A 14,231-nucleotide genomic window follows, 5' to 3' on the forward strand; every position below is an offset into this window, starting at 1 on the left:
GACGACAGTATGCATTATATCCAGCAGCCCCAAACCATTGAGGCCAACAGTTTCACCATTATTAGCGACATTATTCGCGAAACGCGTCCTGATTACCGTTTCGCCAGTCCGCTCCATGAGGCCATTATCAAGCGGGTTATTCATACCACCGCCGATTTCGACTGGCTGGACATTTTGTGGTTCTCTGCCGATGCGCTGGAGCAGCTTTGTGATGCGCTACGTCAACCATGCATTATTTATACCGATACCACGATGGCGCTGTCCGGCATTAATAAAAGATTACTGGCGACGTTTGGTAGCGAGTGTCGCTGTTATATCAGCGATCCGCGCGTGGTGCGCGCCGCAAAAACGCAGGGGATTACCCGTTCAATGGCCGCCGTCGATATCGCTATCGCCGAGGAGGAGAAAAACAAGCTCTTTGTTTTCGGTAATGCGCCGACGGCCCTGTTCCGTTTGCTTGAACATAACGTGACGGTGAGCGGCGTGGTGGGCGTACCGGTGGGCTTTGTCGGCGCGGCGGAGTCCAAAGAGGCACTCACCCATAGCCATTTCCCCGCGGTTGCCGCGTTAGGGCGTAAAGGCGGCAGTAACGTGGCTGCCGCTATCGTCAATGCGCTGCTCTATCACCTCCGGGAGGCCTGATGAGCGAGCTTTCTTTTGACGCGCCGGTCTGGCACCACGGTAAAGCGTTACGTAAAGGATATACCACCGGTTCCTGCGCGACGGCGGCGGCAAAAGTCGCCGCGCTGATGGTATTGCGTCAACATCTGATTCATCAGGTCTCCATCGTCACGCCGTCGGGCGTCACGCTATGCCTGAACGTGGAGTCGCCGCACATTGAAGGCCAGCAGGCGATAGCCGCAATTCGTAAAGATGGCGGCGATGACGTGGATGCCACGCACGGGATGCTGATTTTTGCCCGTGTTACGCTCAACGACAGCGGTGAGATTACGCTCACTGGCGGTGATGGCATTGGTACGGTAACGCGTAAAGGGATTGGACTGCCGCTCGGGAGCGCCGCCATCAATCGTACGCCGCGCCATACCATTGAGTCAGCGGTGCGCGAAGCGATAGGCCCGGCGCGTGGGGCCGATGTGGAGATTTTTGCCCCGGAAGGCGAAGCGCGGGCGCAAAAAACATATAACTCGCGGCTTGGCATTCTTGGCGGCATTTCCATTATTGGCACTACCGGCATTGTGACGCCGATGTCGGAAGAAAGCTGGAAACGCTCGCTATCGCTGGAACTGGAGATCAAACGGGCGTCAGGATTAACGCGGGTGATACTCGTGCCGGGCAACCACGGCGAACGGTTTGTTCGCGAACAAATGGGCGTCGACACACAGACGGTCGTCACCATGAGCAATTTTGTCGGCTACATGATTGAAGAGGCGGTACGGCTGGGATTTTGCCAGATAGTGCTGGTGGGTCATCCTGGAAAATTGATCAAAATCGCCGCCGGGATCTTTCATACCCACAGCCATATTGCCGATGCGCGCATGGAAACGCTGGTCGCGCATTTAGCTTTACTGGGCGCGCCGCTGGAGTTACTCACCCTGGTCAGCGATTGCGATACCACCGAAGCGGCAATGGAGCACATTGAAGCATATGGCTTCGGGCATATCTATAACCATCTTGCCAGGCGTATTTGTTTGCGAGTCATGCAGATGCTGCGTTTTACCAAAACGCAGCCTGTCTGCGACGCCATCCTGTTTTCTTTTGATAACCATATTCTCGGCAGTAATCGTCCCGTCGACGAGATTGCTAAGGAGCTGCAATGCTAACGGTCGTGGGAATGGGGCCCGCCGGACGGCATTTGATGACCCCTGCGGCGCTGGAAGCGATAAACCATGCCGATGCGCTGGCAGGCGGTAAACGCCATTTGGCGCAGTTTCCGACGTTTGGCGGCGAACGATTTACGCTGGGCGCGGATATTGGCGCGTTGTTGTCCTGGATTGCCGCCCGTTGGGATAAAGGGATCGTGGTGCTGGCCTCCGGCGATCCGCTGTTTTATGGCATCGGTACACGCCTGGTGGCGCATTTTGGTATCGAACAGGTTCGCATTATCCCTGGCATCAGCGCCGTACAGTATCTGTGCGCACAGGCTGGAATTGATATGAATGACATGTGGTTGACCAGTAGCCACGGTCGTTGCGTCAGCTTCGATCAGTTAGCGAACCATCGCAAAGTGGCGATGGTCACGGATGCCCGCTGCGGGCCGCGAGAAATCGCGCGGGAACTGGTCGCGCGGGGCAAAGGGCATCGCTTAATGGTGATTGGTGAAAATCTGGCGATGGAAAATGAGCGGATCCACTGGCTACCCGTCAGTGCGATCAACGCCGACTATGAAATGAATGCAGTGGTGATCCTGGATGAAAGATGAGCTTTTTCTGCGCGGCGAGAACGTACCGATGACCAAAGAGGCGGTACGGGCGCTGGCGCTGTCGAAACTTGAGCTCCACCGCGCCAGTCACCTGATTGACGTCGGGGCGGGAACGGGAAGCGTCTCAATTGAAGCGGCGCTGCAATTTCCTTCTTTGCAGGTGACGGCTATCGAGCGTAATCCTGCCGCGCTACGGCTGCTTGATGAGAATCGTCAGCGCTTTGCCTGCGGCAATATCGATATTCTCCCCGGCGAAGCGCCAATGACCATAACCGGGAAAGCCGATGCGGTGTTTATGGGCGGCAGCGGCGGTCATCTGACGGCGCTGATTGACTGGGCGATGGGCCATCTGCATCCCGGTGGCCGTCTGGTGATGACCTTTATCTTGCAGGAAAACCTTCATAGCGCGCTGGCGCATCTTGCGCACATCGGCGCATGTCGAATGAACTGTGTACAGCTTCAGCTTTCATCGTTAACGCCGCTGGGGGCGGGACACTATTTCAAACCGAACAATCCTGTTTTTGTTATCGCCTGTCAGAAGGAAGAAAACCATGTCAGAGACATTTGATCCACGCTGTGTATGGTTCGTCGGCGCCGGGCCGGGCGATCGCGAGCTGATCACGCTTAAAGGCTACCGCCTGCTGCAACAGGCGCAGGTAGTTATCTATGCCGGTTCGCTGATCAATACCGAACTGCTGGATTACTGCCCCGCGCAGGCAGAACGCTACGACAGCGCCGAACTGCATCTTGAGCAGATTATCGAGCTGATGGCCGCGGGCGTGAAAGCGGGAAAAACGGTGGTGCGGTTGCAAACGGGCGATGTCTCGCTGTACGGCTCCGTGCGTGAGCAAGGCGAAGAGTTAACCCGCCGTGGTATCGACTGGCAGGTAGTGCCTGGCGTCAGCGCGTTTCTCGGCGCTGCGGCGGAGCTGGGTGTGGAATATACCGTACCGGAGGTATCGCAGAGTCTCATTATTACCCGTCTGGAAGGGCGCACGCCAGTACCGGCGCGCGAACAACTGGAGGCGTTCGCCAGTCACCAGACGTCGATGGCGATTTATCTTTCCGTTCAGCGTATTCATCGGGTGGCGGAACGTCTCATTGCCGGCGGTTATCCGGCAACTACGCCTGTCGCAGTGATCTATAAGGCTACCTGGCCGGAAAGTCATACCGTTCGCGGCACATTAGCGGATATTAGCGACAAAGTACGTGATGCTGGCATCCGTAAGACGGCGCTAATCCTGGTCGGGAATTTTCTGGGTAAGGAGTATCACTACTCAAGACTTTATGCAGCGGACTTTAGCCATGAATACCGTAAAGCCTGAATCCATTGCGTTGTTTTGCCTGACGCCCGGCGGCGTGGCGCTGGCAAAGAGACTCGCCGCGATGCTGCCGTTAACCTGCTTTACCAGTGAAAAACTGCGGGAAGAGGGATTTATTCCCTTCGATGGCGGATTCGCTAATACCGCCCGGCAGGCTTTTACCACTTATACCGCGCTTATTTTTATCGGCGCGACCGGCATTGCCGTTCGTGTCCTGGCGCCGTTAGTGAACGACAAGTTCAGCGATCCGGCGGTGGTCGTCATTGATGAACGTGGTCAGCATGTCATTAGCCTGCTTTCCGGTCATGCGGGCGGGGCCAATGCCTTGACGCGCTACCTGGCAGGAATGTTAGGCGCCGATCCGGTGATTACCACGGCAACGGATGTCAATGAGATGTCCGCGTTGGACACCTTAGCTTTCCAGCTTAACGCCCGTATGACCGATCTTCACACGGCGGTAAAAACCGTTAACCAGATGTTGGTCAGTCATCAACGGGTGGGGTTATGGTGGGATGCCGAACTAACGGAAGAGATCGGCCAGTGCGATATTCGCGGTTTTATCCCTGTTGATGATTTGCAGCGGTTGCCTGAGCTGGATGCGCTTATCTGCGTCTCTTTGCGTAATGACCTCCCTGAGCTTCCCGTACTGCACTGGAAACTGGTGCCCCAGCGTGTGGTGGCGGGAATTGGCTGTCGCCGCAATACGCCATTTCCCCTGTTAGCGACATTACTGGCGCGCCAGCTTGAAGCGCAGAAACTCGATCCGCTGGCGTTAAAAGCGATTGGCAGCGTCACGCTCAAAAAAGGGGAGCCGGGGCTTATTCAGCTCGCCTCCTGCTGCCGCGTGCCTTTTAAAACCTTTACCGCCGAAGCGTTGCGCGAATTCGAACACCATTTTCCCGGTTCTGGCTTCGTCAGAAAAACGGTGGGCGTTGGCAGCGTATCCGGCCCGGCTGCGTGGTTATTAAGCCAGGGACAATTGTTAGGCGAGACCCTGCGAGAACAGGGCGTCACTATTACTTTAGGAGTTGCACACTGATGTTGAGCGTAATTGGTATTGGCCCCGGTTCGCAGGCAATGATGACGATGGAGGCGATTGAGGCGCTTCAGGCGGCGGAAATCGTCGTGGGCTACAAAACCTATACCCATCTGGTTAAAGCATTTACCGGCGATAAACAGGTGATCAAGACCGGCATGTGTAAGGAAATTGAACGCTGCCAGGCGGCTATTGAACTGGCGCAGGCCGGGCATAACGTCGCGCTCATCAGCAGCGGGGATGCGGGAATTTACGGCATGGCGGGTCTGGTGCTGGAACTGGTCGGCAAGCAAAAACTGGACGTCGAGGTGCGGCTCATTCCTGGCATGACCGCGAGCATCGCCGCCGCCTCTTTACTGGGCGCGCCGCTGATGCATGACTTCTGCCATATCAGCCTCAGCGACCTGCTGACCCCGTGGCCGGTAATTGAAAAGCGCATCGTTGCCGCCGGAGAGGCAGACTTTGTTATCTGTTTTTACAACCCGCGCAGCCGCGGGCGCGAAGGGCATCTGGCGCGCGCGTTTGACCTGCTTGCCGCCAGTAAAAGCGCGCAAACGCCGGTTGGCGTGGTGAAATCCGCCGGACGTAAGAAAGAGGAAAAATGGCTGACTACGCTCGGCGATATGGATTTTGAACCGGTAGATATGACCAGTCTGGTCATCGTCGGTAATAAAACGACCTATGTTCAGGATGGGCTGATGATAACGCCGCGAGGTTACACGCTGTGAATGAGGGGGAAGTGCTGGTGGTGGGCGGCACCAGCGATGCGCGCGCGTTATGCCGACAACTGGATGCGGCGAACGTCGCATATACCTTATCCGTGGCGACGCCAGCCGGAAAAGCGCTGGCTGGCGACATTAAAGGACAGGTGCGCTGTGGTCGTCTGGAGTACGGGCAGATGGTCGCCTGGCTAAAAGAAAACCGTACTCGCTGGGTAATAGATGCGTCGCATCCTTATGCAGAAATGGTCAGCCATAACCTCCTTCGCGCCTGTGAAACGGCAGGCGTGTTGTTAAGTCGTTATCAGCGTCCGGAGCAGCTTAGCAATCTGACGCATCCGCTTCTCTATACGGCGCGCAGTATTGCCGATGCCTGCGAGATAGCGAGGCGTTTTGGTCCGCGCGTGTTACTGACGACCGGCAGTAAAGATCTGGCCGTCTGGCGTGCCGGACTGGCGGAAAAAACGTTGCTGGCGCGCGTACTGCCCGTGGCGGAGGTGATTCAACGCTGCAGCGAACTGGGGTTCGGCGTTGGAGAAATTTTCGCACTGTGTGGGCCGTTCAGCGCTGATTTTAACGCCGCGTTTTACCACCAGTGCCGGGCCGACGTGGTCATTACCAAAGCGTCCGGCGCGGAGGGGGGATATCAGGAAAAAGTTCAGCCCTGTCTGGATGCGGGCATTCCCTGCATCGTTATTGCGCGCCCGACGCCGCTTGTGACGGGTGATGAGTTACTGGAAAGCCAGGCCGCCTTTGCGCAGCGTTTATCGCGCTGGCTGGCCGCAGCTAAGGAGTAAAAATGAAAAAAGCGCTTCTGGTGGTCAGTTTTGGCACCAGCTATCACGACACCTGTGAAAAAAACATTGTGGCGTGCGAACGTGATCTGGCGGCGTCCTGTCCCGATCGCGACCTGTTTCGCGCCTTCACTTCCGGAATGATCATTCGCAAGCTTCGCCAGCGTGACGGTATCGACATCGATACGCCATTACAGGCTTTGCAAAAGCTTGCCGCACAGGGATATCAGGACGTGGCGATTCAGTCGTTGCACATTATTAACGGCGACGAATATGAAAAAATTGTCCGTGAAGTACAACTCTTGCGTCCGTTATTCACTCGCCTGACGCTGGGCGTGCCGCTGCTGAGCAGCCATAACGATTATGTGCAGCTAATGCAGGCGTTGCGACAACAGATGCCATCGCTCAGACAAACGGAGAAAGTCGTTTTTATGGGCCACGGCGCCAGCCATCATGCATTCGCAGCTTATGCCTGTCTCGATCATATGATGACCGCGCAGCGCTTTCCGGCGCGCGTCGGCGCCGTAGAAAGCTACCCGGAGGTCGACATCCTGATCGACAGCCTGCGTGACGAAGGCGTCACCGGCGTACATTTGATGCCATTAATGCTGGTGGCGGGCGATCACGCCATTAATGATATGGCTTCAGACGACGGCGACTCATGGAAAATGCGCTTTAACGCGGCGGGCATTCCGGCGACGCCGTGGCTGAGCGGGCTGGGAGAAAACCCGGCTATCCGGGCGATGTTTGTCGCGCATTTGCACCAGGCGCTGAACCTGGCGGTAGAGGAGGCGGCATGAACGGTAAATTATACGCATTAAGTACCGGGCCAGGCGCGCCCGACCTGATAACCGTCCGCGCAGCGCGGATTCTTGGCTCGCTGGACATTCTGTATGCGCCCGCCGGTCGTAAGGGGGGCGATAGTCTGGCGCTGTCGATTGTGCGCGACTATCTCGGCGAGCAGACGGAAGTACGTTGTTGCCATTTCCCTATGAGCGCTGACGGCGCCGAGAAAGAAGCGGTCTGGAACGAGGTTGCCGCCGCGCTTACCGCAGAGGTGGAAGCGGGTAAACAGGTCGGTTTTATTACCCTGGGCGATGCGATGCTATTCAGTACCTGGATTTTTTTACTCCAGCGAATCGGCTGCCCGGAGTGGCTGGAGATTGTCCCCGGCGTCACGTCCTTCGCCGCGATAGCCGCCCGCGCGAAAATGCCGCTCGCCATAGAACGGCAATCGCTGGCGGTTATTTCTTGTACCGCGCCGGAAGCGGAAATAGCCCAGGCGCTACAACAGCATGATAGCCTGGTGTTGATGAAAGTGTATGGCCGATTCGCCCGTATTAAAGCGTTGCTGGCGCAGGCTGGCCTGCTGGAATGCGCCTTAATGATGTCCGAGGCCACGCTGCCCGGCGAGCAGTGCTGGCGCCATCTCCACGAGGTCAACGATGATCGACCGTTGCCCTATTTTTCGACCATTCTGGTCAATAAACAGTGGGAGTATGCAGAATGAAACTTGAACAGCAGCTTAGACAGTTGTCTTTCAGTGGACTGGCTGCAGCGCTATTGCTGATGGTTGTCCCGCAACAGGCGTTTGCGATGCATATCATGGAGGGTTTTTTACCGCCAGTGTGGGCGCTGGCCTGGTGGTTACTGTTTTTACCCTGCTTGTGGTATGGGCTGGTGCGCTTACGGCGTATTGTGCAGGAGGATAATCATCAGAAGGTACTGCTGGCGCTGTGCGGCGCGTTTATTTTTGTCCTGTCCGCGCTCAAAATTCCGTCGGTAACGGGGAGTTGTTCACATCCGACCGGCGTTGGTCTGGCGGTTATTTTGTTCGGGCCCGGGGTGGTGGCGATTCTCGGCGCGGTTGTGCTGTTGTTTCAGGCGCTATTGCTGGCGCACGGCGGCCTGACGACGCTTGGCGCAAATGGAATGTCGATGGCGGTGATTGGCCCGGTTGTCGGTTATCTGGTGTGGAAAATGGCCTGCCGTGCCGGACTGCGCCGCGATGTCGCCGTTTTTCTGTGCGCGATGCTGGCGGATTTGGCGACCTATTTTGTGACTTCAGTCCAGCTTGGCGTTGCGTTTCCCGATCCCCATGCCGGAGCGACAGGGTCTGTTGTGAAGTTTATGGGGATTTTCTGCCTCACACAGATTCCTGTCGCCATTGCCGAAGGTTTATTAACCGTCATGATTTATGATCAGTTAACCAAACGGCAAGTGATTACCGTACAAGGACATTAAAATGAAAAAAACGTTGATGTTGTTAGCGATGGTGGTGGCGCTGGTGATTCTGCCGTTTTTTATTAATCATGGCGGTGAATATGGCGGTTCAGACGGCGAAGCGGAAAGCCAGATTCAGGCTATTGCGCCGCAGTATAAACCCTGGTTTCAGCCGTTATATGAACCCGCCAGCGGTGAAATTGAAAGCCTGCTGTTTACCCTTCAGGGCTCTCTTGGCGCGGCGGTGATTTTTTATATCCTGGGGTATTGCAAAGGTAAACAACGCCGTGATGACCGGGCTTGATCGACTCAGCTATCAAAGCCGCTGGGCACACGTTGCGCCGCAGCGCAAGTTTTTGCTGTGGCTGGCGATGATGATACTGGCGTTTGCTCTGCCGCCTGTAGGGCAGGGCATTGAGCTGCTGATCATTGCCGGATTGAGCTGTTGGCTATTGCGCATATCCCTCTGGCGCTGGTGTCGATGGATGGCGATACCTTTTGGATTTTTGTTGGTCGGCGTGATAACGATTATCTTCAGCATCAGCCGCGAGCCGCAAATGCTGCTGGCTGGCATCTCTGTCGGGCCATACTGGATCGGGATTACCCGTGCGGGCGTGGTTACGGCGAATGAAACGTTCTGGCGTAGCCTGACGGCGCTGTCCGCGACGTTGTGGCTGGTGATGAACCTACCGTTTCCGCAGTTAATTAGCTTGCTTAAGCGCGCGCATATTCCACGCCTGCTTACTGAGCAAATCCTGTTAACGTGGCGCTTTCTCTTTATTCTTCTGGATGAGGCGGCGGCAATTCGTCGCGCGCAAACGCTGCGTTTTGGTTATTGCAGCCTGCCGAACGGCTATCGATCTCTGGCAATGCTGACTGGACTCCTGTTTACGCGGGTGTTAATGCGTTATCAGCAAATGACCACCACGCTGGATATCAAACTGTATCAGGGTGATTTTCACCTGTAAGGACTATTATGCTTGCCACTTCAGACCTGTGGTTTCGTTATCAGGATGAGCCGGTACTTAAAGGGTTAAATCTGGATTTTTCGCTTTCGCCTGTTACCGGTTTGGTGGGTGCGAACGGCTGTGGGAAGTCTACGCTTTTTATGAACCTGAGCGGCCTGTTGCGTCCGCAAAAAGGGGCCGTGTTGTGGCAGGGAAAACCGCTGGATTACAGCAAGCGCGGACTACTGGCGCTGCGCCAGCAAGTTGCGACGGTTTTTCAGGACCCTGAACAGCAGATTTTTTATACTGATATCGATAGCGATATTGCGTTTAGTTTACGTAATTTGGGGGTGCCGGAAGCGGAAATCACGCGCCGCGTCGACGAGGCGCTAACGCTGGTTGACGCCCAACATTTTCGCCATCAGCCCATTCAGTGTTTGAGTCATGGGCAAAAAAAACGTGTGGCTATCGCCGGAGCGCTGGTGCTACAGGCGCGCTATCTATTGCTGGATGAACCCACTGCTGGTCTCGATCCCGCAGGGCGCACTCAGATGCTTGCTATCATCAGGCGGATTGTGGCGCAGGGCAATCATGTCATTATCTCCAGCCATGATATCGATCTTATTTATGAAATTAGCGATGCCGTATACGTGTTACGTCAGGGCCAGGTCCTGACGCATGGCGCGCCTGGCGAGGTTTTCGCGTGTACGGAAGCGATGGAACAAGCGGGGCTAACCCAGCCCTGGCTGGTCAAACTTCATACTCAACTGGGACTGCCGCTGTGTAAAACAGAAACGGAGTTTTTTCATCGAATGCAAAAGTGCGCATTCAGGGAGGCGTCATGACACAGGCAGTTATGTTGCAGGGGACGGCATCCGACGTCGGCAAAAGTGTGCTGGCGGCGGGTTTATGCCGCATTTTTTATCAGGATGGTCTGCGTACCGCGCCGTTTAAATCGCAAAATATGGCGCTTAATTCTGGTATTACGCCGGATGGCAAAGAGATGGGGCGGGCGCAGATTTTTCAGGCGGAAGCCGCGGGGATCACGCCAGATGTGCGTATGAATCCGGTGCTGCTCAAACCGACCAGCGATCGCCAGGCGCAGGTCGTGCTGATGGGGAAAGTGGCGACCAATATGGATGCGGTTAGTTACCATGACTATAAACCGCGTTTGCGTGAGCAAATCCTTGCGGTCTATAACAGCCTGGCGCAGGAATATGACGTTATTGTGCTGGAAGGCGCTGGAAGCCCGGCGGAAATCAATCTGCGCGATCGTGATATCGTCAATATGGGAATGGCGGAAATGGCCCAGTGTCCGGTTATTCTGGTGGCGGATATCGACCGGGGCGGCGTATTCGCCGCTATTTATGGCACGCTGGCGCTGTTGCATAAACAGGAGCGTGACAGAGTAAAGGGCGTCATTATCAACAAATTCCGCGGCGACGTGGCACTACTCTATTCCGGTATCGAACAAATCGAATCGCTTACCGGCGTCCCGGTCCTGGGCGTGATGCCGTGGCTGGATGTGGATCTGGAAGATGAGGATGGCGTCGCGCTGCAAAACGATAAATATCGCGGTAACGCCCCCCGTGATATCACTATTGCCATTGTGCAACTGCCACATATTTCTAACTTTACGGATTTTAACGCTCTGGCGGCGCAGCCGGATGTGCGCATACGCTATATTCGCCGCCCGGAAGCATTGACTGACGTTGATCTGGTGATCCTGCCGGGCAGTAAGAATACGCTGAGCGACCTCGCCTGGCTGCGCGAAAGCGGGATGGCGGATGCGGTATTGCAGACACATCGGCAGGGCGTGCCGGTGATGGGAATTTGCGGCGGCTACCAGATGCTGGGCGACACCATTGTGGATGAGGTGGAGTCGGGGCTGGGTACGCAGCCGGGCCTGGGGCTGCTTAATACGATCACTCGCTTTGCACAGGATAAAACCACGACGCAGGTTAACGCGACAATGTCAGACGAGCTGCCCGGCTGGCTGGCTGCCGCAGCGGGGCTACCGGTACGCGGTTATGAAATTCACATGGGGGAAACGGTGCTGCAGGAAGGATGCTGTACGGCCATGACGTTACAGAAAAATGGATGCTCTGTGGCGGATGGTGCGGTCACCGCCGACGGACTGGCGTTTGGCACTTACCTTCACGGCCTGTTTGACAGCGATGCGTTTACCCGTGCGGTGGTCAATGGGTTACGGGCACGAAAAGGGCTTGCGCCGTGGGAAACGACTTTTTGTTATGCGGAGCATAAAGCGCGGCAATTTGATCTGCTGGCGGAAGCGATGCGGCAACATATTGATATTGATAAAATTTATACCATCATGCAACAATATCAGGAGCCGGTATGATGATTCTGGTGACGGGCGGGGCGCGTAGTGGTAAAAGCCGTCATGCTGAAACCTTAATTGGCGATGCGCCGCAGGTACTGTATATCGCCACCTCGCACATTCTTGATGACGAGATGGCGGCGAGAATTCAGCATCATAAAGATGGCAGGCCGGCACACTGGCGGACCGCAGAATGCTGGCGGCATCTTGATACGTTGATTACCGCGGATCTTGCCCCTGACGACGCGATTTTACTGGAATGTATTACCACCATGGTGACGAATCTGCTGTTTGCGCTGGGAGGAGAAAACGATCCCGAACAGTGGGATTACGCGGCGATGGAGCGCGCCATTGACGATGAAATTCAGATTTTAATTGCAGCCTGCCAGCGCTGCCCGGCGAAAGTGGTACTGGTGACAAATGAGGTGGGAATGGGGATCGTCCCGGAAAATCGTTTGGCGCGCCATTTTCGTGATATTGCCGGTCGGGTCAACCAACGACTGGCGGCAGCGGCGGATGAGGTCTGGCTGGTGGTCTCAGGTATTGGAGTCAAAATTAAATGAGTAAGCTGTTTTGGGCCATGCTCGCTTTTATTAGCCGCTTGCCCGTGCCATCACGCTGGTCGCAGGGACTGGATTTCGAGCAGTATTCGCGTGGGATCGTGATGTTTCCCTTTATCGGGTTGATTCTGGGGGGCGTAAGCGGCCTGATTTTCATCCTCCTGCAATCCTGGTGCGGTATTCCGCTAGCGGCGTTGTTCTGTATTCTGGCGCTGGCGCTGCTGACCGGTGGTTTTCACCTGGATGGGCTGGCCGATACCTGCGATGGCATTTTTTCCGCGCGCCGCCGTGAGCGAATGCTGGAGATTATGCGCGATAGTCGTCTGGGAACCCATGGCGGGCTGGCGCTTATTTTTGTGCTACTGGCAAAAATTCTGGTGGTCAGCGAACTGGCGTTACGTGGAACGCCAATGTTGGCGGCGCTGGCGGCGGCCTGTGCGGCTGGGCGTGGCAGCGCCGTTTTATTGATGTACCGTCATCGCTACGCCCGTGACGAGGGGCTCGGCAATGTATTTATCGGTAAAGTCAGCGGACGGCAAACCTGCATTACTCTGGGATTGGCGGTAATCGTCGCCACGGTATTACTGCCTGGTATGCAAGGACTGGCCGCAATGGTGGTCACACTCGCGGCGATTTTCATCCTTGGCCAGTTGCTTAAACGTACGCTTGGCGGTCAAACCGGCGATACGCTGGGCGCGGCGATCGAACTTGGCGAACTGATCTTTCTGCTGGCTCTGTTATGAGCCGATTATTACGGACGAGACATCTTATGCAGACACTACACGCTTTACTCCGTGACATTCCTGCGCCGGACGCCGAGGCGATGGCGCGTGCGCAGCAACATATTGACGGCCTGCTCAAACCGCCGGGCAGCCTGGGCAGACTGGAAGCCTTAGCCGTTCAGCTCGCGGGAATGCCGGGGCTTAACGGTACGCCGCAGGTAGGTGAAAAGGCGATGCTGGTGATGTGCGCCGACCATGGCGTCTGGGATGAAGGCGTAGCGGTTTCGCCCAAAATCGTGACGGCGATTCAGGCGGCGAATATGACGCGGGGAACAACCGGCGTATGCGTGCTTGCCGCTCAGGCCGGTGCGAAGGTGCATGTCATTGATGTTGGTATTGATGCTGAACCTATTCCTGGCGTAGTTGATATGCGCGTCGCGCGCGGCTGCGGAAATATTGCCGTTGGCCCGGCGATGAGTCGCTCGCAGGCTGAGGCGCTTTTGCTGGAGGTTTCCCGCTACACCTGCGACCTGGCGCAACGCGGCGTGACCTTATTTGGCGTAGGGGAGCTGGGAATGGCGAACACCACGCCAGCCGCCGCGATGGTCAGCGTTTTTACAGGAAGTGATGCAAAAGAGGTGGTGGGGATTGGCGCGAATCTTCCGCCTTCCCGCATCGATAATAAAGTGGACGTCGTGCGGCGGGCGATTGCGATTAATCAGCCCAATCCGCGCGATGGCATTGATGTGTTGTCGAAGGTGGGTGGTTTCGATCTGGTCGGGATGACCGGCGTGATGCTTGGTGCGGCAAGGTGTGGCTTACCCGTATTGCTGGATGGCTTTCTTTCCTACTCGGCAGCGCTGGCGGCCTGTCAGATTGCGCCTGCGGTGAGACCTTATCTGATCCCGTCGCACTTTTCGGCGGAAAAGGGTGCCCGCATCGCGCTCGCGCATTTGTCTATGGAACCCTATTTGCATATGGCGATGCGGTTAGGTGAAGGAAGCGGCGCGGCGCTGGCGATGCCGATCGTGGAAGCCGCGTGCGCCATGTTCCACAACATGGGGGAGTTGGCGGCCAGTAATATTGTCCTGCCGGAGGGGAACGCAAACGCAACATAACCCGGGCGCACAACACCAGCCATGTGAGAAAAAAGCTATACTTAACGCACACCTGCCGCGACAAAGGAA

General features: G+C 56.1%; 18 protein-coding genes. All 18 read left to right on the forward strand.

All coding sequences use genetic code 11. The annotated features are described in order from the left end of the window. Window positions 1-9 precede the first annotated feature (9 nt). The 18 genes from OLG56_RS08610 to cobT are packed head-to-tail and all read left to right on the forward strand — an operon-like array spanning window position 10 to window position 14,162. Window positions 10-642, forward strand: a complete 633-nt coding sequence (locus tag OLG56_RS08610; RefSeq protein ID WP_000558994.1) for a cobalt-precorrin-8 methylmutase — start codon at window positions 10-12, stop codon at window positions 640-642. Then, window positions 642-1,781, forward strand: a complete 1,140-nt coding sequence (cbiD, locus tag OLG56_RS08615) for a cobalt-precorrin-5B (C(1))-methyltransferase CbiD (RefSeq protein ID WP_061377430.1) — start codon at window positions 642-644, stop codon at window positions 1,779-1,781. Before OLG56_RS08610 ends, cbiD begins: the two co-directional genes overlap by 1 nt. Next, window positions 1,775-2,380, forward strand: coding sequence for a cobalt-precorrin-7 (C(5))-methyltransferase (locus OLG56_RS08620; RefSeq protein ID WP_061377431.1), 606 nt, complete (start codon window positions 1,775-1,777; stop codon window positions 2,378-2,380). The genes cbiD and OLG56_RS08620 overlap by 7 nt, the downstream gene beginning before the upstream one ends. Next, the gene (locus OLG56_RS08625; RefSeq protein ID WP_061377432.1) at window positions 2,370-2,948 is read left to right on the forward strand and encodes a decarboxylating cobalt-precorrin-6B (C(15))-methyltransferase; all 579 of its coding nucleotides are present in this window, start codon (window positions 2,370-2,372) and stop codon (window positions 2,946-2,948) included. Before OLG56_RS08620 ends, OLG56_RS08625 begins: the two co-directional genes overlap by 11 nt. After that, window positions 2,932-3,705, forward strand: a complete 774-nt coding sequence (locus OLG56_RS08630; protein ID WP_000004869.1) for a cobalt-precorrin-4 methyltransferase — start codon at window positions 2,932-2,934, stop codon at window positions 3,703-3,705. Before OLG56_RS08625 ends, OLG56_RS08630 begins: the two co-directional genes overlap by 17 nt. Continuing rightward, a complete protein-coding gene (gene cbiG, locus OLG56_RS08635; protein ID WP_001098916.1) occupies window positions 3,686-4,741 on the forward strand; it encodes a cobalt-precorrin 5A hydrolase in 1,056 nt (351 codons plus the stop codon). The genes OLG56_RS08630 and cbiG overlap by 20 nt, the downstream gene beginning before the upstream one ends. Next, the gene (locus tag OLG56_RS08640) at window positions 4,741-5,466 is read left to right on the forward strand and encodes a precorrin-3B C(17)-methyltransferase (RefSeq protein ID WP_000953637.1); all 726 of its coding nucleotides are present in this window, start codon (window positions 4,741-4,743) and stop codon (window positions 5,464-5,466) included. Before cbiG ends, OLG56_RS08640 begins: the two co-directional genes overlap by 1 nt. Next, window positions 5,463-6,254 (forward strand): cobalt-precorrin-6A reductase, encoded by a 792-nt coding sequence (locus tag OLG56_RS08645; RefSeq protein WP_001001983.1) that lies wholly within the window; start codon window positions 5,463-5,465, stop codon window positions 6,252-6,254. The genes OLG56_RS08640 and OLG56_RS08645 overlap by 4 nt, the downstream gene beginning before the upstream one ends. A 2-nt stretch (window positions 6,255-6,256) precedes the next feature. Beyond that, window positions 6,257-7,051, forward strand: a complete 795-nt coding sequence (gene cbiK, locus OLG56_RS08650; RefSeq protein ID WP_061377433.1) for a sirohydrochlorin cobaltochelatase — start codon at window positions 6,257-6,259, stop codon at window positions 7,049-7,051. After that, the gene (locus OLG56_RS08655) at window positions 7,048-7,761 is read left to right on the forward strand and encodes a cobalt-factor II C(20)-methyltransferase (RefSeq protein ID WP_001013552.1); all 714 of its coding nucleotides are present in this window, start codon (window positions 7,048-7,050) and stop codon (window positions 7,759-7,761) included. The genes cbiK and OLG56_RS08655 overlap by 4 nt, the downstream gene beginning before the upstream one ends. After that, window positions 7,758-8,495 (forward strand): cobalt ECF transporter S component CbiM, encoded by a 738-nt coding sequence (gene cbiM, locus OLG56_RS08660; RefSeq protein ID WP_000764336.1) that lies wholly within the window; start codon window positions 7,758-7,760, stop codon window positions 8,493-8,495. The genes OLG56_RS08655 and cbiM overlap by 4 nt, the downstream gene beginning before the upstream one ends. Window position 8,496: 1 nt before the next feature. Beyond that, window positions 8,497-8,778, forward strand: a complete 282-nt coding sequence (locus OLG56_RS08665) for an energy-coupling factor ABC transporter substrate-binding protein (RefSeq protein WP_000753212.1) — start codon at window positions 8,497-8,499, stop codon at window positions 8,776-8,778. After that, window positions 8,765-9,442, forward strand: coding sequence for an energy-coupling factor ABC transporter transmembrane protein (locus OLG56_RS08670; protein WP_000147126.1), 678 nt, complete (start codon window positions 8,765-8,767; stop codon window positions 9,440-9,442). Before OLG56_RS08665 ends, OLG56_RS08670 begins: the two co-directional genes overlap by 14 nt. 8 nt (window positions 9,443-9,450) lie before the next feature. Then, window positions 9,451-10,266, forward strand: a complete 816-nt coding sequence (locus tag OLG56_RS08675; RefSeq protein ID WP_000881544.1) for an energy-coupling factor ABC transporter ATP-binding protein — start codon at window positions 9,451-9,453, stop codon at window positions 10,264-10,266. Next, on the forward strand, window positions 10,263-11,783 hold the full coding sequence (locus OLG56_RS08680) for a cobyric acid synthase (protein ID WP_000189661.1): 1,521 nt from the start codon (window positions 10,263-10,265) through the stop codon (window positions 11,781-11,783). The genes OLG56_RS08675 and OLG56_RS08680 overlap by 4 nt, the downstream gene beginning before the upstream one ends. After that, the gene (gene cobU / locus OLG56_RS08685; RefSeq protein WP_000973189.1) at window positions 11,780-12,325 is read left to right on the forward strand and encodes a bifunctional adenosylcobinamide kinase/adenosylcobinamide-phosphate guanylyltransferase; all 546 of its coding nucleotides are present in this window, start codon (window positions 11,780-11,782) and stop codon (window positions 12,323-12,325) included. Before OLG56_RS08680 ends, cobU begins: the two co-directional genes overlap by 4 nt. After that, window positions 12,322-13,065, forward strand: a complete 744-nt coding sequence (gene cobS / locus OLG56_RS08690) for an adenosylcobinamide-GDP ribazoletransferase (protein ID WP_000040002.1) — start codon at window positions 12,322-12,324, stop codon at window positions 13,063-13,065. Before cobU ends, cobS begins: the two co-directional genes overlap by 4 nt. Window positions 13,066-13,091: 26 nt before the next feature. Next, window positions 13,092-14,162: a nicotinate-nucleotide--dimethylbenzimidazole phosphoribosyltransferase gene (gene cobT / locus OLG56_RS08695; protein WP_001193968.1), complete on the forward strand. Its 1,071-nt coding sequence runs from the start codon at window positions 13,092-13,094 to the stop codon at window positions 14,160-14,162. Window positions 14,163-14,231: the final 69 nt, after the last annotated feature.

Origin of the sequence: Salmonella sp. 2018103, from assembly GCF_026247685.1 — a bacterium.
GTDB lineage: Bacteria > Pseudomonadota > Gammaproteobacteria > Enterobacterales > Enterobacteriaceae > Salmonella > Salmonella enterica.